The organism is Vibrio diazotrophicus (assembly GCF_038452265.1).
GTDB classification, from domain to species: Bacteria; Pseudomonadota; Gammaproteobacteria; order Enterobacterales; family Vibrionaceae; genus Vibrio; species Vibrio diazotrophicus.
Genome location: NZ_CP151842.1, coordinates 2,185,614 through 2,205,829, shown reverse-complemented (window position 1 = coordinate 2,205,829; position 20,216 = coordinate 2,185,614). Strand labels below are relative to the sequence as shown.

At 44.7% G+C, this 20,216-nt stretch carries 16 protein-coding genes; 5 read left to right on the top strand and 11 right to left on the bottom strand.

All coding sequences use genetic code 11. The features are described from left to right. Positions 1-3 precede the first annotated feature (3 nt). From AAGA51_RS10015 to AAGA51_RS09965, 11 genes are all read right to left on the bottom strand, one after another. A complete protein-coding gene (locus AAGA51_RS10015) occupies positions 4-708 on the bottom strand; it encodes a hypothetical protein (RefSeq protein ID WP_052404555.1) in 705 nt (234 codons plus the stop codon). Then, complete coding sequence (locus AAGA51_RS10010; RefSeq protein ID WP_042481661.1) at positions 705-2,810, bottom strand: lipase family protein; 2,106 nt, start codon at positions 2,808-2,810, stop codon at positions 705-707. The genes AAGA51_RS10015 and AAGA51_RS10010 overlap by 4 nt, the downstream gene beginning before the upstream one ends. Then, positions 2,810-3,646, bottom strand: coding sequence for a DUF4123 domain-containing protein (locus tag AAGA51_RS10005; RefSeq protein ID WP_042481664.1), 837 nt, complete (start codon positions 3,644-3,646; stop codon positions 2,810-2,812). The genes AAGA51_RS10010 and AAGA51_RS10005 overlap by 1 nt, the downstream gene beginning before the upstream one ends. A gap of 1 nt (position 3,647) precedes the next feature. Then, positions 3,648-5,687, bottom strand: a complete 2,040-nt coding sequence (gene tssI / locus AAGA51_RS10000; RefSeq protein WP_042481666.1) for a type VI secretion system tip protein TssI/VgrG — start codon at positions 5,685-5,687, stop codon at positions 3,648-3,650. Positions 5,688-5,924: 237 nt separating this feature from the next. Beyond that, positions 5,925-7,805 (bottom strand): methyl-accepting chemotaxis protein, encoded by a 1,881-nt coding sequence (locus AAGA51_RS09995; protein ID WP_042481669.1) that lies wholly within the window; start codon positions 7,803-7,805, stop codon positions 5,925-5,927. 244 nt (positions 7,806-8,049) lie between these two features. Beyond that, positions 8,050-8,664: a LysE family translocator gene (locus tag AAGA51_RS09990; protein ID WP_042481672.1), complete on the bottom strand. Its 615-nt coding sequence runs from the start codon at positions 8,662-8,664 to the stop codon at positions 8,050-8,052. 22 nt (positions 8,665-8,686) lie between these two features. Next, positions 8,687-9,523, bottom strand: coding sequence for an AraC family transcriptional regulator (locus tag AAGA51_RS09985; protein WP_042481675.1), 837 nt, complete (start codon positions 9,521-9,523; stop codon positions 8,687-8,689). A 101-nt stretch (positions 9,524-9,624) separates the two neighbouring features. Next, entirely contained in the window at positions 9,625-9,942 is a 318-nt protein-coding gene (locus AAGA51_RS09980; RefSeq protein WP_042481678.1) for an AzlD family protein, read from the bottom strand. Further along, the gene (locus tag AAGA51_RS09975; protein WP_042481681.1) at positions 9,932-10,654 is read right to left on the bottom strand and encodes an AzlC family ABC transporter permease; all 723 of its coding nucleotides are present in this window, start codon (positions 10,652-10,654) and stop codon (positions 9,932-9,934) included. Before AAGA51_RS09975 ends, AAGA51_RS09980 begins: the two co-directional genes overlap by 11 nt. 146 nt (positions 10,655-10,800) lie before the next feature. Then, the gene (locus AAGA51_RS09970; protein ID WP_042481684.1) at positions 10,801-11,418 is read right to left on the bottom strand and encodes a response regulator transcription factor; all 618 of its coding nucleotides are present in this window, start codon (positions 11,416-11,418) and stop codon (positions 10,801-10,803) included. Between the two features lie 22 nt (positions 11,419-11,440). Continuing rightward, positions 11,441-13,228, bottom strand: a complete 1,788-nt coding sequence (locus AAGA51_RS09965; protein ID WP_156102010.1) for a sensor histidine kinase — start codon at positions 13,226-13,228, stop codon at positions 11,441-11,443. 176 nt (positions 13,229-13,404) lie between these two features. On the opposite strand from AAGA51_RS09965, the gene dsrO reads away from it, so the two are divergent. The 5 genes from dsrO (at position 13,405) to AAGA51_RS09940 (ending at position 20,196) form a co-directional block, all read left to right on the top strand. After that, positions 13,405-14,172 carry a sulfate reduction electron transfer complex DsrMKJOP subunit DsrO gene (dsrO, locus tag AAGA51_RS09960; protein WP_042481686.1) on the top strand — a complete coding sequence of 256 codons (768 nt, stop codon included), beginning with the start codon at positions 13,405-13,407 and terminating at the stop codon, positions 14,170-14,172. Further along, a complete protein-coding gene (gene nrfD / locus AAGA51_RS09955) occupies positions 14,169-15,263 on the top strand; it encodes an NrfD/PsrC family molybdoenzyme membrane anchor subunit (RefSeq protein WP_042481689.1) in 1,095 nt (364 codons plus the stop codon). The genes dsrO and nrfD overlap by 4 nt, the downstream gene beginning before the upstream one ends. Before the next feature lie 16 nt (positions 15,264-15,279). Beyond that, a complete protein-coding gene (locus AAGA51_RS09950) occupies positions 15,280-18,372 on the top strand; it encodes a tetrathionate reductase subunit A (protein ID WP_042481693.1) in 3,093 nt (1,030 codons plus the stop codon). Positions 18,373-18,522: 150 nt separating this feature from the next. Then, positions 18,523-19,134, top strand: coding sequence for a c-type cytochrome (locus AAGA51_RS09945; RefSeq protein ID WP_042481695.1), 612 nt, complete (start codon positions 18,523-18,525; stop codon positions 19,132-19,134). Between the two features lie 9 nt (positions 19,135-19,143). Further along, complete coding sequence (locus tag AAGA51_RS09940; protein ID WP_042481699.1) at positions 19,144-20,196, top strand: c-type cytochrome; 1,053 nt, start codon at positions 19,144-19,146, stop codon at positions 20,194-20,196. The last annotated feature ends 20 nt before the right edge of the window (positions 20,197-20,216 follow it).

Here is a 20,216-nt window from a genome sequence, read left to right as displayed (position 1 = left end):
CTTTTATTTTCCGGTAGTAGGATCTAATGGCTCACTACGATAATTTTCGCCAGCCAAAATATCGTAATGAATCACGGTGTCGTCATTGAATTGAGAGAAATCGAAATAAACACTTTCAGCATTTGTTTCAGACTGTTTTGATATTTCGTTGTCATTGATAACGTAGATACAACCAATAATTCCTTTCCAAATATCCTTAGACCATTTATATAATTTTCCATCACAATCTTTGGCTTCAATTATGGTGTTTACATCCAACGGCTTGTTGTAATACTCCTTTCCTGCTTTATTAATGCGTAAATTCGCAAAACCCACCGTATCAAATGCGTTAGTAAGTTCAACCTCCATATCTGATAAGGTCGTAATGCAGTTTTTTTCTGGCTCTCTGGGCTTATAAGGCACCCTTAATTCGTAACGCGTTTCATCTTCTGAAAAATTGTGCTCAAACTTAAAGCTCTGGTTATAAATCCCTTTCCTCACCTCACCACTGCCCGCATTCCATGACCAACCCGAGCAGGATTCCCCACGGCCAAAATAGTTCACTCGAACACTAATACTCGCATCAGCAGGTTTCTTCCCAGCAATAACCATGTAAGGCTCACCATTTGCACCCCAGATTTTCTCTGATGGTGGGCTAAAATAATAAACTAACATCCCACCCACAATTGCTATCAGTGCAAAAGGTGTTATCCGTTTGAGTGTTCTCATTGTATTTGCTCTCTCACTAATTCGATTTTTGCAGTTTGATCACCAAATAACAAAGTCTCACTGGGTAATAGTTTCGGCGTTTGTATTAGAGCTTCAAGCTCCTTTCTTACCCGCTGTACATTTAAGGTGATTTTTTCGGTTAACTTTTTCTCTTGGCGTATTGCAAACAATGCCTGTGAACGAGAATTCTCTCTCTGAATATGAGCCGCAGGATCTTTTCTAGTAATGTACTGCATCGCTAAGGCATTCAATTCATCTTTTTCCAGTTCGCTATGAACCTCGATTAACAATTGCTCAGTATTAAGTACAGTTTGTAAGGCTGTTTGATAATTTAGTGTCGATTTATCTTCTAGCAACAAGGCTAATTGCTGTTTGAAATTAGGGATATACTCACCTAAGGCATGGTCTGCCCCCGATTCTTTAATCGTGGTCTTATATCCGTTGATATCTATATGGTCATGACTCAGCGTCTCTGCCAAAAGGTAGGCATCATTAGACTTGTTTGAAGCCAATGTTAAGCTTGATATGTGTGTTTGTCGGTGTGTGAGCAACACTTGTTTCACCGCCTCAGGATAGTGTTTGGCCTGACTAAAAGTTAATAGCTGAATCAAACTACCATGATGCTGGTAGTTGTCATCATCACTGTCTACCACTCTCTCTTTGAGCGAGTCCCAAAGATATAGGATTGCAAACGTTGAAGCGAATGTACTAGGTGTTGAGACCTTAGATGACTGAGACAACGCCGTTTCAAATGACGATTGTCCGCTTTTTTCATCGGGGTTGGTGTTCATCCATCTCATCGGCACCTGAGGTACTACATCGTGATTATTCACATGACGGTAATGCACTATTGAATGATAGCGCTGCACAAAACTATATGTCCCCGCTCGCGGCATACCATAGGTGTATAAACGCAAAGTAGAAGGTGAATAAGTATCATAAAGTAAAGTGCTGAGTAACAAGGCTCCTGCACCACCTAAACTATGACCACAGACATAAATTATTTTATTTTTATGCAAATCTAGCTTGTCTCGAACAGCGCTACGAAATGCCATCGCATACTTATAAAAACCACGATGCACATACGCTCCGCCAAACTCCGGTGGAGATTCCTGAGACGCATCAATGTCGGTCATCACATCCTGATAGCCCGGAGATCCCACAGCTGCGATCACACCGTCTACCACTTCAGTGATTTTCATAACGGGGAACGCTTTATTCATTACTGTAGGCGTTACCTTTAAATCCCCAATCTGAAACACATCATCGTTAGTGAAGTAGGTCTCCGTCCCCCTTACACCAATAATGGCTATCTTATCATTGCTGAAAATGTACCCTTCTGATCCAATCGTATCATCATGATAAAACTCTCCTTTTAGAGCTTGAGAGTATGGCACTTCATCAAGTAGCCAGGTCACCTCTCTATCTGCCGCATGACTTGGGCGCTGTCGAGATTGCAACGTCTTTAAAAGATTCGTATGACCGCCTTGTGGATACGTCTTATTTCTGGAGTCGCCAAAATCATTGTTACCGTAAGCCTGCTGAGACAACAGAGCAAAGGTGTAACTATTCACCAGACTGAACTCGTCTGTGTCAACTATCATGGGCATATAGCTGCGTAGAGCTGTGATCTCAAGTACCGATGAGCGGTTATGGCTCGTTCGAAACCCCTTAGATTCGTCCCGATAGTTTTTCTTCGAGGGACCATGATTTTCAACAAGGAAACTGTCTTTCGGTGGGTTCTCCCAGAGATCGCCTACCGTTACGTGATAATAAGCTTTGGGATTTCCGCAACAATCCTTCTGTTCCTTAGCCCACGTTTGCACAGGGGAATCTTCATTATCCTTACGGCTGGCGTACTGCTCTACTTTGGATAACAGAGTGTCGGTATCAACATTAACTACCCATTCCGCCGCCACAATGTTTTCAAACCGCACTCTTCCTTGTGGCGCGCTTTTTTTCAGTGTCTGGCCACTAGAAGGGTTGGTAATTCTCACCGTCAATCCAGTAATTGGTTCGTTTCTTTCGCTGCGAAGCTCCACCTCTAACCAATTCACTTCTGGATTACAGAGTAGGCAGTGGTTAAACATTTCAGTAGGCATTACGCATATCCTTGAATTTGGTTAAACGTCTTTCTCAGAGCGAAAAGTAGCTCTTCATCTTTTAAGGAGTCGATGATGTGTTGAACTTCGGGGTGCTGTATGACGGCGTTGCTGAAAAGCGTCTTTAGAGCCGCTGTAACAACTTTTTCAGTTAGTGGCGTAGGTTTGCTAGTTGTATAAAAATGGTTGCTAAACACGTCAGAAAAACTTGCTGGGCTGTCTTCTAGCAGCTTAATCATTAAGTTTGGTTGATACTGCCAAAGCCAACTTTCAACGTTGTGAGCAAGTAGGGGAACGTTCGGATTATTATCTAAGTGATGTTCTTTGATGCGCCACCATGGAGTGTTCTTCTCTTGCTGTAGAGTCAAAGCATTAGATATATAGCCATGCCAACATTCATTAGAACGCAGTAAGACGGAGTTCCCTGACAATAAAGTATCCCGTTCATCTGGATGGAGCTTGAGTAGCAGAGAGAACAAATATTCTGGACGATAAAAGGGTAAAAAGACCAATTCTCCCAGCAGTATTGCTTGATACAGACTTGCGAAGTGACGGCGGAAAGTCTGAACTGGCTGATCTGTAGAGATCAAAATACCGCAGTGAGAATGTGTATTTTGCTCCCACCAAAGTAAGAAATGTTCATTAGTTGGCAGCAGCCAAGGTCCATCTTCTGGATTGGTTAATTGTTCTAGTGTTAGTAAAGGAGCAGCATCTAATCCATCACAGTCATAAAATGCTTTGAGCGGGCATTCTTCAGAATACGGGTCTACTATAGCGTAAATGGTTCTATGCTCTTGCTGTTTTATCCATTGATGGAAATGAAGTGTTTCTTCCATCTTATGCTTCCTTCTTACATGGTTTTGCTAAACCGCCTGTCTTACTAATTTGAGTTGGTGTAAATACTGGTAGGGTTGCAACTTCAGGATCTGGCACAGGTTCAACATTGTTAGGCAGTGTCGCTATTGCTTCTCTAAACCCACTTCCGTTGCCAGCACTACCGCCGGAATTTAAATTAATCGCAGGACCAACAACACTTACTCCGGAAGCGTCTATTTTTATAAAGCTTCCAGCTGCTTTTAGTGTGATTCCTGCTCCTGCTTCAATAACGACTTTGGCTCCACTCTTGAAATGTATTTCATTGCCAGTGCTCACGGCGTAGAGGTTATTGACCTTATGATGATGGCTGCCTTCAATTATTTGCGTCGAATCCTGCGAGATTTTTATCCTGCCTTCACCATCAATAGTGGTGTGTTGATTGTTTTTTATTTGGATAAATTGGTTGTTATCTACCGTTAAGTGCTTGTCGTGTTTTATGTGGGTTGAATGATCATTGAGAACATCGGCTTCATAATCTTTTTGAGCATGCAGATAGATTTTTTCCTCGTTGGCTTGGTCTTCAAAACTGAGCTCGTTGAATCCTGTCCCTTTATGGGTTTCAGTGCGGATAACGGTTTTGGTTTTGTTCTCCGGCAGCAAGTAGGGTGGAGTGTTTGTTGCGTGATAGGTACGCCCTGTCACGATAGGTTGGTCAGGGTCGCCATTTAAGAATGAGACAATCACTTCATGGCCTATGCGTGGAACCGCTATAGCACCGTATTGGCTTCCAGCCCAGCTTTGCGATACTCGAACCCAACAAGAACTGTGTTCGTCTCCTTTCGAGTATCTGTCCCATGGAAAGTGAAGTTTTACACGTCCGTGTTCATCACAAAAAATCTCTTCGCCCTCAGGCCCGACGACGGTGGCAATACAGGGGCCGTCCACTTGAGGTTTCGCCATTGGCGTAGCTTGCCAGTGTATGTGTGCAGGAATCAACTTGAGTTGGTTTGAGTAGGTGGTCGCGCCATGTCCACCGGCTTCTTCTAGTGCTTGCGGCTGGGTTGCGGAATGTTGAGCATAAACGACCAGCCAATCGCGATTATTGGTGTCGTCCAGATGTTCTTCTAAATCAAATTTATATCCCGCTTGAAGTGCTGGCTCGTTGCTTTTCGCAATTGCTGTCTTCGCTTCTCTGCGCAAAAAGCCTAATCGAGCTTGGCTGTAAGCTTTACCGTTTTCGTTGTCTTTGAATCGTCCTGGAAAATCAAAGTGTTCGTATGTTTCTAATTGGTAATCCAATTCAGTGCCAGCGCTAGTTTGGCGGAAAAGATAATCGGGCTTTTTGAAGCTATAGTCAGAAAGCTGAATCTCAGAAACATCGGATTGAGTGCTCTTGATGAGAGAAAAAACGAAGGTAGAATCCGCCGTTCCGCCAGAGGCAGCATTGTAAGGAATTGGCGTATTGAGCTTTGGTTGAGTATTGCTGTCATCGTTAAAACATAACGTGTGTTTACCATTCTTATGGGCGAAGTGGTAAACGATGCCTTCTTCTGCTGCGAGTCTTTGCACGAAAGCCAAGTCACTTTCACGGTATTGAACACAAAACTCACGCTTCTTTTTGGGCTGTTTCAAGGTAAAGACAACATCACTGATGCCCATTTCATTCAATAACAGGGTGATGATTTCAGGAACGGTTTTTAACTGAAAAATCCTGCAATTTTGGCGCAGCGACAAACGCTCTAATGGGGGAACTAAAGTGACGGAATAGTAAGAATGCGAGTGCCCAGTGTCACCTTGGCTGAAACTTCGAACGATGCCGTTGACCTGCTGAACCACCTCTCCGTTTCTGTACACCTTCAAATGCGCATTTCGGTCGACGATATTGTTAGCTGTGAAGTTTGCCTGACGGCTTGCTAAATCAATGTAGTAGCGAAATCCATAGCAAGTATCACCGTTGTCTAAAAGGGTGTCGGATAGAGATTCATAGCCTTTGTATTCGCGTACAACAAACGTGTCTTCAGGTAGTCCATCAACCGTTAACGTGAAATTAAGCTTTGTCATGTATCCCTCTGAACAACATTTATCGTATATGAGTAGAGGGAGTAGGCAAGTGAAGTGCCAATTATAAAGTGGCTATATTTCAGTGGCTTAATGATTTGTTATCAAGTGGTGGGCAAGTTTTTACTAGTCAGCGAGCAATAAGTGACACACGGTGCAAATTGTTACCCGCCTGTTTGGAGGGGGAGGAGAGAAAACACTCCTCTTCCCAAGAACTTAGAAAGAGGAGCGGGTGTTTAACTAGACTTTGAAATATTCCAGTTCATTCGTTTGAGCTTCAGCTAACTGTGCAAGTTCTGTTGAAGCTTGCAGAGTTTGATGGATAGCGGAAACATTTCGGTTCACCAAATCAAAAGTGTTGGTGATGGACTGAGAAATTTCTTCGGTTACCGCAAACTGTTGTTGGGATGCGGTGGCAACCAAAGTGTTGATATCAGAAATCGACTGTGAAGCCGCTGCGATTTCTTCAAATGCTGCTTTGATTTGATCTGCCAGAGCGACGGAGTCTTCGATTAAATCAACGTTTTCCATCATGTTCTTGTTGGCTTTTTCAGACTGCCCACGCAATCTTTCAATTATCTTCTGAATGCTGACCGTTGATTCTTGAGTACGAGTAGCAAGAACCCTGACTTCATCAGCTACAACTGAGAAGCCGCGACCTTGTTCACCAGCACGTGCAGCTTCAATTGCCGCATTTAGGGCGAGCAAGTTAGTCTGTTCAGAGATGTTATTGATAACTTCAGTAACACTGCCGATTTCCAAAACCAACTGGCTGAGCTCACTGACAATGCTTGCTGTGTTGGTCACCGATTGGCTGATCTTATCGGTCAAGACGATGTTTTTTTCGAGCGTTTGTTTACCGTTTATAACGCTGTCTTGAGTTTTTCTCGCTTCGTCTTCTGCCATGACGGCTTTGTTGCTCACTTCTTGAGACGTAGAAGACAGCTCGTTGATCGCAGTCGATACCTGCTCCATTTGTTGCAATTCATCTTGAGCGTTGTTTTGTGTTTCATTCATCACAACGTTCAGTTCTTGCGCCGCTGAGGAGACATTTTCTGAAATGCTCAACGAGTTTTTGATCAATGTGGACAACTGAGCTGATAGGTTGATAAGAGAGAGGTAAATACCCGTTTCTTTACCAGTTTTAGTAAAGTTGTGTGAAAGGTTACCCGTGGCCATCTCTTCCATTAGCGCTGCGATTTCATCAGGAGCTCCACCGACGGGTCTTAACACTAACTTATTGATGATCATCATCAATACACCGCTGGCCAAAACAATACAGATTAATCCGGTTATTGCAGCGTAAATAAGCTGGTCGCTGGCCCCTTGTTCAATTTCACTGTTCGGTGTGAAGGTAACAAAGTTCCAGCCGCTCACTTCAAGGTGAGTCCAGAAAGCAGTAAAATCAACATCCTTTCCTCTCACTACTGCGGTGTAGCCTAGCTCTGGATTTGACTCACTGAATTCTTTATATCGTGGGCGCTCATCAAAGATATTTTTACCAATAAGCTCAGGGTAAGGAGAGTGTAAAATTGAACCGTCGTGAGCATAAAGGAACATGTCTTTTTTATCTGCAAAAGCACCTAAAACGGCACTTGCTTTGACGTTTGCTGTGATTGCGGTTTCGTTATTGAGCTTATAAATAACCGCAATAACTAGATTTCCGGTTGTCGCTGATTTAAATGGTTCAGAGACATAGAACTCTTTGCCTTGGTTAAACACGGCATTGTAGTAAGAGCGATTCATCTCTTTAGCGTTGAAAGGCAGTTTTTCACCATCAGAACTGAATAAGCTGCCATCACTGGTCAAAATTGACACGGATTCACTGACATCTTGTTGAACTCGCTGCAAGGTTTTTAGCTGGCGGATAACATGAGAGGCTAAGCTGCCTCCTTCAGTATCACCTTCAAAGGTGCTAAGTGCTGCAAGTTCACTGCGATAACTTTCAAACTTGGCATTGAGTGTGGCTTCAATTGTTGCGTTGTGTTCCCGCAATAATTCTTTATGTTGATGAATGCTTTCATTTCTAAAAGCTCGGTAATCTAACGCTGCTATTAGTATCACAATAGCGGCTATGAGCAGACTCAATGTGCCGATAGTCTGTAGTTTGAATCTATTCATGATTCCCTCATTTGGCAATTTGCAATCTTTAAATATATACATTACGTATGGATAATCTATTTGTGCCGACTATATATTTTTTGTCATTAATTCGGTAGGCAAAATTTATAGAGTTTTCCTAAAACATATTTTGGGTCAATTTCAGAGCTAACCTTATATGAAATAAGGGGCTTATACAGTGTGTATATTGAACTCAAATAGAAATCAGCAAGATTGGAAAAAGCCAACGAGTGACAATAATTTTTTAATAATGTGATTCTAGAAGCGCACGATAAACATGCTCGTAACCAATACTTGTGGCAACGAAAATCAATAGTGCGGACATCAGAAAATTGAAGGTTTTGAAATAGATTGGGTTCTCAATCCGTTTCCCCATGACCATTCCAGCCAAGGAATAACTGCCCGGTGCGCCAAAGGCGAGAAGGGCTAAGCATGTAGACCAAACGACGATCGCACTGCCACTAATACCCGCGGCAGGAAATTGAATGGTTGAAATTGGCATAGTTGCAACCAGTGCTTTAGGGTTAAGCAGTTGCATAAATAACCCGTTATTAAAACTTAATATAGATACGTTTGCTTTATTGTCAGAGATATTGATATTTGCACGAAACACTTTCCATGCAATATAAACAATGTAAATACAACCAATTAAACTGATGTATGGTAATAAGGAAGGATTAATAAATTTAAGTCCAAGGAAACCGAGAAATATAAACAGAATCAACATGGCACATCCCACGCCTGCGAAAAAGCCAATATGTTCACGAGTTTTACCATTTAATCCACTGTGTAGACCTAATAGGTTAATTGGGCCAGGTGTGTACATTACACCAATGGCATAAGCGAGAATTTCTAACATTGAAAGCTCCAAATGTATGGAATTAAGAACAGAGTTGTAGCTGGTATTGTTTAGGTGTCATGCCAAACGTTCTTTTAAAATGACGATTGAGATGACTGTTATCGGCAAAGCCTGATAGTTGTGCGACATGGCTGGAAGGTAAGCCTGTCTCTAAATATTTACGCGCAGCATTAATTCGGCAGTTCAGCACGTATTGATGAGGGGTAATACCGAACTGACGATGAAATAAGCGAATAAAATGATATTTCGACATAGCAGCGGCTTGAGCCACGTCATCAATGGAAATGTCTTGGTCAATATGATCGATGATGAAATCTTTTGCTCTGGTTAACAGGCTATCTTTTTTCGACAAAGGTGTATGGAAATCATGATTGAGTTTTCCAGCTTTGCGTACTAAAGAATGCGCAATATGAAATAGCCCGCTTTCAAACTCGATAGTCGAGTGGTTTGAATCACTGACGAGTTGGTGCATTGCCAGAATTTGGTGTCTTAGCACGGGGTCATTGAGTAACGGACGGTCGACTCTTAATGTCGCCTCTTTTCCGTAACCTAACGCTTGAAAAAGCGGCTTCAATTCATTGGGATGAATATAGAGCATGACATATTCAAGGCTTTCACTAACACCGGAATGACCGTCGTGCACCTCTTCTGGATTGAAGAGTAGTACTCCGCCTGCTGGACTTTTATGGAAAGCGTTTTGGCAGAAAAAATCTTGGCGACCTTTAAGAGTAACGCCAAGGGAATACTCCTCATGCGCATGTTTGGCATAAGAAAAATCGCTCATAGTTGCTTCTAGTGCGGTGACTAGTTGCTTTTGACTACTGCTGAACTGAAAGCGATTTTCTTGTTTGGCACTCAAAACGATTCCCTTAACGTGTGATTCCTATAGTTCCCAGTATAGTTACTCGCTGAATCGAAAACTTGAACAAAATTGCTCATTATTGCTCTTGGATATCAAACTTAATAAATATCCATTTGTCTTGTTACCGCTGCCATTGCAATGCCTAAGGCAATAGCGGTTAACGGTCTTTTAGTTGTCAAAGCGAATATCGCTGTCATCGCCAGAGCGAGTTTGGCCCCCATATCCCCTTGTATAAACAGAGGCGCAATAATCGCAACCAACACTGAACCCGACATTGCCGCAATGAACTGTTGTACTTTTTGATTAATCGGCACAAAACTCATGACAAACACGCCGCCCCAGCGAGTGACCAGTGTGACCAGCGCCATAATCAGAATAACGAAAAGTGCACCAGTTCCTGCGGTTTCAATGCTCATGTGATTCTTCCTTCAAAATAATGCCTAATAAACCGCCGACTAATGCACCGGCAAAAACGTGACTGTTTTCAGGTAAGTACAGATATGCCAAAACCGACGCCACGGCAGCGCCACCCCAAATGATCAAGGTGCGTTGATCTTTCTTACCTTCCAGAACCATGGTGAGCAAAAAGCACGACATCACCATATCGAGACCAAAGGCTTTTGGGTCGCTGATAGAACTACCGAAATAGAGACCAAGCCAAGTGCCTGCGATCCAGAAAACCCACATGGTTAGCCCGCCACCAAGCAATATGCCCAAAGCTTTGCCATATTCCCTGCGATTAAACGCCTGCAAAGACATCGCCCAGTTGGCATCAGATGCGACCATCATTACACCGTATCGCTTTAATGGGTTCAGATGTTTTAACCAAGGGTAAAGAGAGGCGCCCATTAAAAGGTGTCTGGCGTTGATAGCAAAAACAGTGACGACCAGCGGAAGAATAGGTACCTCAGTGCCCCATAAATTCAGACTACCGAACTGAGATGCGCCAGCGAAAACAGCAGCACTCATCAACACAGTTGAAAGATCATCTAATCCGGTTTGAGAAGCTGCTAACCCAAAAGCCGCACCAAATATGGCAACGAAAAGTGAGATAGGTAAGAATTTCCGAACACCAGAATAGAAGTGGTGAGCGGAAAACCTGAGATCGTTTAAATCTATTTCTGACAAAAGACGTTCCTTATCTTACAAAGAAGGCAATTATGCTTATGATTTCTTATGTTGAGGTTGTAAGGAACTTTTTCAATCCATTAACAAAATAAAAACAACCAAGTGGAGTGAATGAGGTTGCTAGACGAAGTCGGCGGACACGTGGATTACTCTTTAATACTGTTTGTCAGCTTTCCATAGATATAGGCGAGTTCCGCAACAGTATGAGCCGAGAATTTCTTTAACAGACTTGCTCTGTGAACTTCAACAGTACGCATTGCGATACAAAGTTCGTCAGCAATACGGATGTTGCGTTTGCCTGAAATAATCAGTCTGAGTATGTCTTTTTCACGTTTGGTTAGTGAGTCATAGCAAGCCTTGGCGTCAACCCAGTCGAGTTTGGCCGCAGATTGGGCTTGACCATCAATGATGGCTTGGACCAGTTCGTCACCTTTCACCGGCTTTTGAAAAAAGTGAATGGCTCCTTCTTGCAAAGCGTCGACTGCCATTGGTATGTCACCATGGCCAGTGAGGTAAATGATCGCCAAAGGACTGTTGGCTTCGTTAAGAATTTGATGAACCTGCTGACCTCGAAGTTGTGGCATTCGGCTGTCCAAGATCACACAGCCTGGTTTGGTGATGTCGACAGAATCCAGAAACAGTTGGCCGTCTGCAAATGTAGTCACTTTAAAATCGTGTTCTTCAAGCATAAAGGCGAGCGAATCACGAACGGACTCGTCATCGTCGACGACATAAACAGGAAGTTGTGCATTGATGTGGTTCATAAGTGATATTCCTGATGATCCATTAAAAATAGGGCAGCGAAAGCGTGACCATACAGCCGTGAGGTTTTATAGACTGCAACTTAATCTGACCATGGTGGGTTTCCATAACATCTCGGCATATGGCTAACCCTAAGCCAAGTCCGTTCTCTTTGGTTGTAAAGAAGGCGTCGTTTATTTCAATTCCCGCTAACCCCGTGCCATTGTCTGTAATCTTAACCAGCAGGTTGTCCTGATGGTATTCAGTCTCTACAGTAATGGTTGCTTGATAGTCTTCAGTTTTATGGTGTTGTTGGAAGCTGATACAGGCATCAATGGCGTTATTTAATAAGTTTACGAACACTTGCTGTATGCCCACGGAATCAATGTCAGCGGCAATGACGTCACCTTCCGTTTCGCGCATCAGTAATACCGAGTGTTTCTGTAAGCGGTAATGCATTAACTCTAGGGTGTCGGTTATCAGATCTTCTACATTGTTCGGTTGCTTTTCGATGCTGCGCTTCTTAATGAGGTTGCGTAAACGATGAATAATGGCATCCGCTCTATCCACCTCTTTTTGAATTTTATGAAAGACCGGCACGATATCTTCATTCGGTCTTTGCTTAGAAAGTCTCAATAAGCCACCTTCACTGTAATTTCTTATTGCAGCGAGAGGTTGGTTGATTTCATGTGCAAGGCTGCTTCCCAGCTCATCGACAATGGCTACGCGCTGAGAGTGTTCAAGCTGTTCACTTTTTTCTTTAAGTCGAGATTGTGTCTGTTCCAGAGCCTGCTTACTTTTGCTGAAACGGTATTCAAGCCAAAAGTGATAAGCGTTCAAAACGATGACAAATACAAATACCGCCCATGCCCATTCCTGATGATAACGCAGCCAACGAAAGGCCTCTTTCCACCAAGGTTCTTGAAATGGGTGGAGATCTAACGCCTGATAAAGTTTATCAATGGACAAAAGACTGGCGGGAGATGTCCAGCCAGAGGCTCCGGCAGCAATAGCCGCTTGGCTGTCCGATGGCATTGCCAGTAAGGCCCGAGTGACTTGTTTTGCCAGTTGAGAAGATGCACGTTCAGTTTTTGCAAATGACCAGTTTGGATAAAGACGAGTCGATACCTGACAAGGGAAATCATTCGGTGTCTGCGCATTAATCACTCGATAAGCATTGGCTTCCAATAATCCTTCATGTTGCATGGTTTCGAGTAGGCACACTGGAACTATTGCTGCATCGACAATCTTGTCTCGCAGTTGGTAGAGATTGGCGTCGATCGGAAAGCCAAGAAAACGGACATTGGCGAAGAAGTCATTCGGGTTGATTCCCATTTCTAACACTTGATAGCGCAGCGTCAGATACCCCCCGAACGCACGTTCTGAAACCGCAGCCATCGGTTTTCCTGCTAACTCTTCGATTTTGAAATACGGAGCGTCTTTTTGCACCACTACGGCTGAACCAATGGTGTGATTAAAATGACCGGTTAGACCGCTGTTGAGGGTGGCTAACCACGACAGTTCAAACTGTCTGCCCAAACGCACCGCTTGACCGGGATTGGTCAGGATGAAATCCATGCTCTGATTCTGAACGGCGGTTGCCATACTTTCTAGGTCCAGAGGATGGAGGATAAAGTCGCTATCAGGAATTTGTTGGCTCAGCCAATCCATTGTCGGTTGCCAACGCTGCTGTGCGTACAAGCTGCCTCGTATGGCTAACACACCAATATCAACAGAGTGTTTCTCTGTTGATTGTCCAAAGCTGAACGCAGAAAACAGCAGAGAGATACTTGCCAATAGCAGAGTTGCAATGTGCTGTATAACCGTTCTCATCATCGCCTGAACTGTCCGTGTGAAATCCTTATATGGCTAAGGATAACAGCATCTTACTGCTAGCTACATTTGTTTTAGATCAACTTTGATCTGGGTATGTGGAAATCCACTATATCGGCAAGTGGGGGCTTTTCTGACAATAAACACAGACCCCTTATAAATTTAGCAGGTGAGTGATGGATACGAGCAAAAGACGCTTCATGAGTGCCGTTACTGCTGGTGCTGCTTTGATTCCAATCACGGGTGTTGGAACAGCAACAGCAAGTACCGTGATACGAAATAACCAGTCGCCAGACCGAAAAGGACAAACTGGTAAGCGTTACGCCATGGTTATTGATTTGCGTAAGTGCGTTGGTTGTCAGGCGTGTACGGTTGCTTGCAGTGTGGAAAACCAGATGCCGATTGGTCAGTTCAGAACCACAGTCAAACAATACGAAGTGACTCTGGAAGATGGCTCATCTTCAACGCAAAACGTAAAAGCGTTTACCTTACCCCGTTTGTGTAACCACTGTGAAAATCCACCTTGCGTTGCGGTTTGTCCGGTACAAGCCACCTTTCAGCGTGACGATGGCATTGTGATGGTTGATAACAGCCGTTGTGTTGCCTGTGCTTACTGTGTTCAGGCTTGTCCTTATGATGCACGCGTCATCAACCATGACACTTTGACCGCCGATAAATGCACTTTCTGTGCTCATCGTCTTGAAAAAGGTCTGTTGCCTGCTTGCGTGGAAACCTGTGTAGGCGGTGCAAGGGTGATTGGCGACATCAATGACCCGAACAGTTACGTCAGTCAGTTAATCGCAGAGCATGGTGATGATCTTAAGGTTCTAAAGCCGAATGAAAATACTCGTCCGCATGTGTTCTACATCGGTATGAACGAAAGGTTTGTTCATTCATTGCAAGGGCAATCTGCGATTTTTGAACCGCAAGGAGAACCAGCATGAACATTACCGAAGTTCTCGTTCAACCTCAGGCTGTTGCTTGGCTGCCATGGGCCGTTCAGTATTTCTTCTACATCGGTTCGGCCTATGCAGCAGCGATACTGTTTGTGATTGCGTTAAAGTTTGATCAGCAAAGTAGCCATCGTCTGCGTGCTGCGTTGGTACTCACTATGGCGATTGGCGCTGTAGTCGGCCCGCTTGCACTGACTGGCGATCTTCATCAACCGGGTCGAGCATGGCATTTCTACGTACATTTCACACCATGGTCATGGATGTCGTTAGGTTCTCTGTTGTTACCCGTGTTTTCCGGCTTGGCGATAATCACGGCTTGGTTGTACTTGCGTAATGACTTGATGAAATTAAGTGATAGCCAAGGAAAAGTGTTCAGATGGATTTCCAAACTGACGCTGGGTCAATGGCAGATTTCTCATAAACACATGTTGGTAGTGTCTCTGTTCACCGCTCTTTCTGGCTTAACCATTGCGGTGTATACCGGCGCTGAGATTATGGCGGTACATTCTCGTCCTTTATGGAATCAGCCTGCATCGCCACTGTTTTGGTTTGTTTCCGCCTTCTTAGGTGCCGTGGGTTTTACGCTATTTGTCTGGCTGCTTTTTCCAAACAAAAGTAAGCAAGATTCACTGACGTCTTTTGATCTCAATCTGTTGAAAAAAGTGGTCTCATTGAGCAGCGTTCTTTCCCTAGTGCTTGTACCGATTTGGGCGTCGAATAATCAGACGTTTTCGCTATATCTCAGTAATGAGTGGGTGCACCAGATGGCAATGATTTCAGTTTTGATGCTACTCAGCGTTGTCTGGGGCATGTTTTGTCTGCGTGAGCATTACAGCAAAACAGGTTTGCTAGTGATGGCGTTGTTGGCTCTTGGCGCTGCATGGGTTGTACGTTGGGTCACCATGATGCAGGTTCAGACCATTGCCAAATACGATATTGGACCAATTCCATATCAGCTCTCATTAGGATCTGATGGCTTACTGGGCATTGTAGGGATGTTCGGTCTATGGCTGGCTCTTGCTTTGCTTGCCAGCGAGTTAGTTTCATCCAGTGACAAACGACTCACATCTACTCATCAATAATTAGAGGAACAGTTCTATGGACAATAAACGTCGTCAGTTTTTGAAGTCTGGCCTCGGCGTTGGTGGTGTAGGTGCGTTTGCAGCAGGTTATGCGACCACAACCAAACATATGGTCGAAGGCGTGGTTGAAGGTAAAGCTGGCAGCCCAACTAAGGACATTCATAATGGTAATTCACTGGAAGCTGAATACACGGTCAACGCAAAGGGGAATTTGATTCCCAATCCAAACCAGCGAGTAGCGCCTTCAATGTGTTTTGGTTGTTGGACTTTGTGCGGTTTGCGGGTACGTATCGATAATGAAACTGATGAGATTTTACGTATCAGTGGCAATCCGTATCACCCGTTGTCGCACCAAAATGCGATTCCATTTGAGACACCTGTTAAAGACGCTTATTTGAGTTTGGCTGGTGAAGCGGGCTTGGAAGGGCGCTCTACTGCGTGTGCTCGTGGCAATGGTATGTTGGAAATTCGTAATAGCCCATATCGTATTACTCAGCCATTAAAACGAGTGGGTAAACGCGGCGAAGGTCGTTGGATTCCTATCAGTTACGAGCAATTGTTGGAAGAGATTATCGAAGGCGGCGACCTCTTCGGTGAGGGGCATGTGGATGGTTTACGAGCGATACGTGATGTAAAAACACCGCTTGATCCAGAGAATCCTGAATACGGTCCAAAAGCCAACCAGTTGCTGGTTACTAATGCCTCGAATGAAGGGCGTGACGATATCATCAAGCGCTTTGCCTTCAACAGTTTCGGCACTCGTAACTTTGGTCATCATGGTTCGTACTGTGGTTACGCGTTTCGTGCCGGAAGTGGTGCTCTGCTCAATGATTTAGACAAATATGCCCATTTAAAACCTGACTTTGATAATGCGGAATATGTGATTTTTATTGGAATGTCGCCAGCTCAGGCGGGTAATCCTTTTAAACGTCAGGCGCGTCAGTTAGCGCAGGCCAGAACCAGCGGCAAGTTGGAATACACCATAGTGACGCCGAGCTTACCTGCTGGTTCATCGAGTCTTGCTGCCGCAGACAGAAATAACTGGCTACCGATCAATCCGGGCACTGACTCAGCTTTAGTGCTGGGGATGATTCAGTGGATCATCGAAAACCAACGTTACAACCAAAGTTTTCTTGCCCAGCCGGGTGTTGAGGCAATGAAAAAGGCGGGTAACGCCCACTGGTGCAACGCGACTCACTTAGTCATCAGTGACGAAACTCATCCTAGAAACGGCAGCTTTCTTCGCGCTTCGGATATGGGTTTACCGTTTACGGGTGAGCCTCGTTCAGACACTGACCCTTATGTTGTTGTGAACGCAACAAGTGGTGAGTTCGCATTACATAATCAGAGTGATGCTGCGGCTTTGTTTGTTGAAACAGAGGTCAAGCTTGGAAGCGTATTCGTTAAGGTGAAGTCCTCTTTACAACGTTTAAAAGAGGAGGCGTTCAAATATGATTTGGACTTTTACAGCCAACAATGCGGGATTGCTAAAGAAGACATTATTGCACTGGCTAAGCGTTTTACCAGCTATGGCACGAAAGCGGTTGTCGATACTCACGGCGGTAATATGCACAGCAATGGCTTCTATAATTCGTTCACTATTTTGATGTTGAATGCGCTGGTGGGGAACATCAACCTCAAAGGTGGCGCGATGGCAAAAGCGGGTGGTTACCCGACTTCTGAGGATGGACCTCGCTACGATTTCACAAAGTTTGAAGGTAAAGTTGGCCCGAAAGGTATTTTCTTATCACGCAGCAAGTTCCCTTATCAGAAAACCAGCGAATACAAGCGAAGAGTGGCTGCAGGGCAATCGCCGTACCCAACACGAGCGCCTTGGTATCCTATATCCGCTCCGCTTTTGACAGAACATTTATCTGCAGCTGTGGATGGTTACCCTTATCGCATAAAAGCGTGGATAAACCATATAGCGAACCCACTCTATGGTGTTCCGGGGCTAAAAACCTTATTGGAAGATAAGCTAAAAGATCCGAAACAATTGGGTTTGATAGTCTCTGTGGATGCCTTTATCAACGAAACCACATCGCTGTCTGACTATCTGGTTCCAGATACCGTGACGTATGAAAGCTGGGGGATGGCCGGTCCGTGGCATGGTGTGCCGGTAAAAGCGGTCACTGCACGTTGGCCAATTGTTGAGCCTCGCACCGAAAAAACAGCGGATGGTCGTCCAATCTGTCTGGAAAATTTCTTGATCGATGTAGCGAAGAAAATGCAGCTGGGCGGCTTTGGTGAAAACGCCGTTAAAGATGCACAAGGGCAGTGGCATGGGATTCATAGCGCCGAAGATTTTTACTTACGTTCGGCGGCCAACTTAGCTTATGTCAAAGGCGGCGTGCCTGAGGTTTCTGCGGAAGACATTGCTTGGTCTGGATTGGAAAGACTGCTGCCAACGATGCTGAAAGTGTTAACACCTGAAGAGATGAAGAGAGTTGCGTTCATTTTTGCCCGTGGAGGAAGATTTGAGAACGCTACGGAAGCCTATAAAGGCGAAGAGATGAAGTATAAGTGGAATCGTCCGGTGGCGATTTGGAATGAAAAGGTGGGTACTTCGCGTAATACCATGACCGGTGAATTGTACACAGGCTGCCCGAGCTGGCATCCGCAAAAACTCAGTGACGGCACGCCAATGGAGGAGAAATATCCTAAGAGCGAATGGCCAATGTCACTCACCAATTTTAAATCGAACATTCACAGTGCTGTTTCGAACTTGTCGCCACGTCTGCATTCGATAAAAGGAACCAATCCAGTCTATATCCATCCGAAAGATGCACAATATGCGGGTATTGAAACTGGAGACCTTTTTGTTGTGGAAACGCCGAGCGCTCAAATTAAGGCGACAGCAATGGTGCTTGATGGTATTCAACCGGGGACATTGGGTTTCGAGCACGGCTTTGGTCATACTGAACTGGGCGAACGCGCTCACTGGATTGGCGACAAACAACAGCCTGTAAAAATGAAGACCAGCGATGGTGTAAACATCAACGATATTGGCATGGTTGATCCAACCCGAGAAGGCAAAGGCGTATTACTCGACTGGGTGGTGGGTGCTGCTGCTCGTCAATCACTGCCAGCTCGGATTTATAAAGCATAAAACAAAGCACTTGGTGACTTGCAACACCGCCTTTAGTCGTAGTGATAGAGGCGGTGTTTTCTGTCGTTATGTGGAAATCCACAATAGTAGACTTACTAATAATACTGACAATAGTAGGAGTGATAGTAGAAGTAGTAATAGTGAGTCAGCATGTCAAATTTACAACTATGGGCCGCTTTGCCCGTGCTGGTTGCCTCAGTCAGTATTCAGGCGGTGGAAATGCCCGCCAAAGCTGGCGTCTGTACCAGTTGTCATGGGCAGGATGGGAAAGGTCAACCAAATATTGCTCCGATGCTTGCAGGGTTAAGTGCGGAATATCTGGATAGCCAAATTCAGCTGTTCTTATCCGGTGAACGTAAAGATCCCCTAATGAGCCCGATGGCAAAAGAGCTGGGTGATCCTCAAGTTCGCAAAGAAGTGACCGAGTACTATGCGTCATTGCCTAGCTATGAGTTTACCAATCTCGAACAGCGCGGTTCTCAAGCCGATATCAGCAACCCTTATCGAAAACTGGTTTATCAAGGGGATTGGAACAGAAATATACCCGCGTGCGCCACTTGTCATGCCGCCAGTGGTATGGGCGTGGGTCAGTTCCCTCGCTTAGCAAGTCAGCATGCTTATTATCTGAAGAAGCAACTTCATGATTGGAAGAAGGGCGCTCGTAGTGGCGACCCACTCAATATGATGTCTACCATTGCCCAAAAGCTAACAGACGATGAAATAGAAAATTTGTCGTTCTACTTTGCGTCATTTCGATACTAGGAGTTTGCTATGAAAGTCATTTATTCATTGTTGGCGTTCAGCATGCTTTCTGTATCGGCAAAAGCAAATACTGAGTTGCCTGACCGTCAGGCTGAATTACCTGCGGCAAAGAAAAACAGTCAAGCCGAATATCTTGTCCCAAGAGACTTAACCACTATCACCAACGATGAATTTGGAGAGAAGGTTAAACTCGGTTACTCATTGTTCGTCAATTCACAGCAGATGCGCGGCAAGTACGTTGGCAATGACCAGAACTGTGTGAACTGTCATATGGAAGCGGGTCGCAAGGCAAACTCAGCGCCTTTATGGGCTGCGTATATGGCTTATCCTGCATACCGTAAAAAGAATGATCGCGTAAACAGCTACGCTGATCGAATTCAAGGGTGTTTCACTTATTCGATGAACGGTAAACCGCCAGTCTATGATTCTCCGGAACTGGTTGCGTTGAGTGCTTATGCTTATTGGTTGGCCATGGGCGGTTTGATGGATCAGCATGGTCTGGAAAATGAACCTGTACCAGCTTTAGACGATAAGCAGTTGCAAATTGGTGGTAAGGCTGAATCGTTTCCCATGCCAGACGTTATCGCTCAGGCTCTTCCGGTTGATAAACGCGGCAGTTTAGCCGGGCGAGGTTATCCAAAGATAGCAAATCCTGAACTGGAACCTTCACTTGAGCGTGGAATGCAGGTGTATGCAGACAATTGCGCCGCTTGTCATATGAAAGATGGGCAAGGTGTCTCGGATAGAGAGGGGCATTCCTATATTCCGCCTTTGTGGGGCAAAAATGCGTATAACTGGGGCGCGGGCATGCACCGTATTAATACTGCGGCCTACTTCATTTATGAAAACATGCCATTGGGTAAAAGCGTTCAGTTAACTGCACAAGAAGCTTGGGATGTATCCGCTTATGTGAATAGCCAAGAGCGGCCACAAGACCCAAGATACAAGGGCAGTCTCGAAGACAACCGTAAAAAGTACCATGCTCATGATGGGTTCTACGGCAAATCGGTGAATGGATACACGCTAGGTAGCGATGCGTTTCCGTCGGCAGTTGTGAAGTAATAAATACCGCGATTGCACTC

Coding starts and splice junctions, on each gene's coding strand:
- tssI (WP_042481666.1), bottom strand. CDS start 5,687: ATGACAAAGCTTAATTTCACGTTAACGGTTGATGGACTACCTGAAGAC.
- AAGA51_RS10015 (WP_052404555.1), bottom strand. CDS start 708: ATGAGAACACTCAAACGGATAACACCTTTTGCACTGATAGCAATTGTG.
- AAGA51_RS09965 (WP_156102010.1), bottom strand. CDS start 13,228: ATGAGAACGGTTATACAGCACATTGCAACTCTGCTATTGGCAAGTATC.
- AAGA51_RS09970 (WP_042481684.1), bottom strand. CDS start 11,418: ATGAACCACATCAATGCACAACTTCCTGTTTATGTCGTCGACGATGAC.
- AAGA51_RS10005 (WP_042481664.1), bottom strand. CDS start 3,646: ATGGAAGAAACACTTCATTTCCATCAATGGATAAAACAGCAAGAGCAT.
- AAGA51_RS09945 (WP_042481695.1), top strand. CDS start 18,523: ATGTCAAATTTACAACTATGGGCCGCTTTGCCCGTGCTGGTTGCCTCA.
- nrfD (WP_042481689.1), top strand. CDS start 14,169: ATGAACATTACCGAAGTTCTCGTTCAACCTCAGGCTGTTGCTTGGCTG.
- AAGA51_RS09980 (WP_042481678.1), bottom strand. CDS start 9,942: ATGAGCATTGAAACCGCAGGAACTGGTGCACTTTTCGTTATTCTGATT.
- AAGA51_RS09995 (WP_042481669.1), bottom strand. CDS start 7,805: ATGAATAGATTCAAACTACAGACTATCGGCACATTGAGTCTGCTCATA.
- AAGA51_RS09940 (WP_042481699.1), top strand. CDS start 19,144: ATGAAAGTCATTTATTCATTGTTGGCGTTCAGCATGCTTTCTGTATCG.
- AAGA51_RS09950 (WP_042481693.1), top strand. CDS start 15,280: ATGGACAATAAACGTCGTCAGTTTTTGAAGTCTGGCCTCGGCGTTGGT.
- AAGA51_RS09990 (WP_042481672.1), bottom strand. CDS start 8,664: ATGTTAGAAATTCTCGCTTATGCCATTGGTGTAATGTACACACCTGGC.
- dsrO (WP_042481686.1), top strand. CDS start 13,405: ATGGATACGAGCAAAAGACGCTTCATGAGTGCCGTTACTGCTGGTGCT.
- AAGA51_RS10010 (WP_042481661.1), bottom strand. CDS start 2,810: ATGCCTACTGAAATGTTTAACCACTGCCTACTCTGTAATCCAGAAGTG.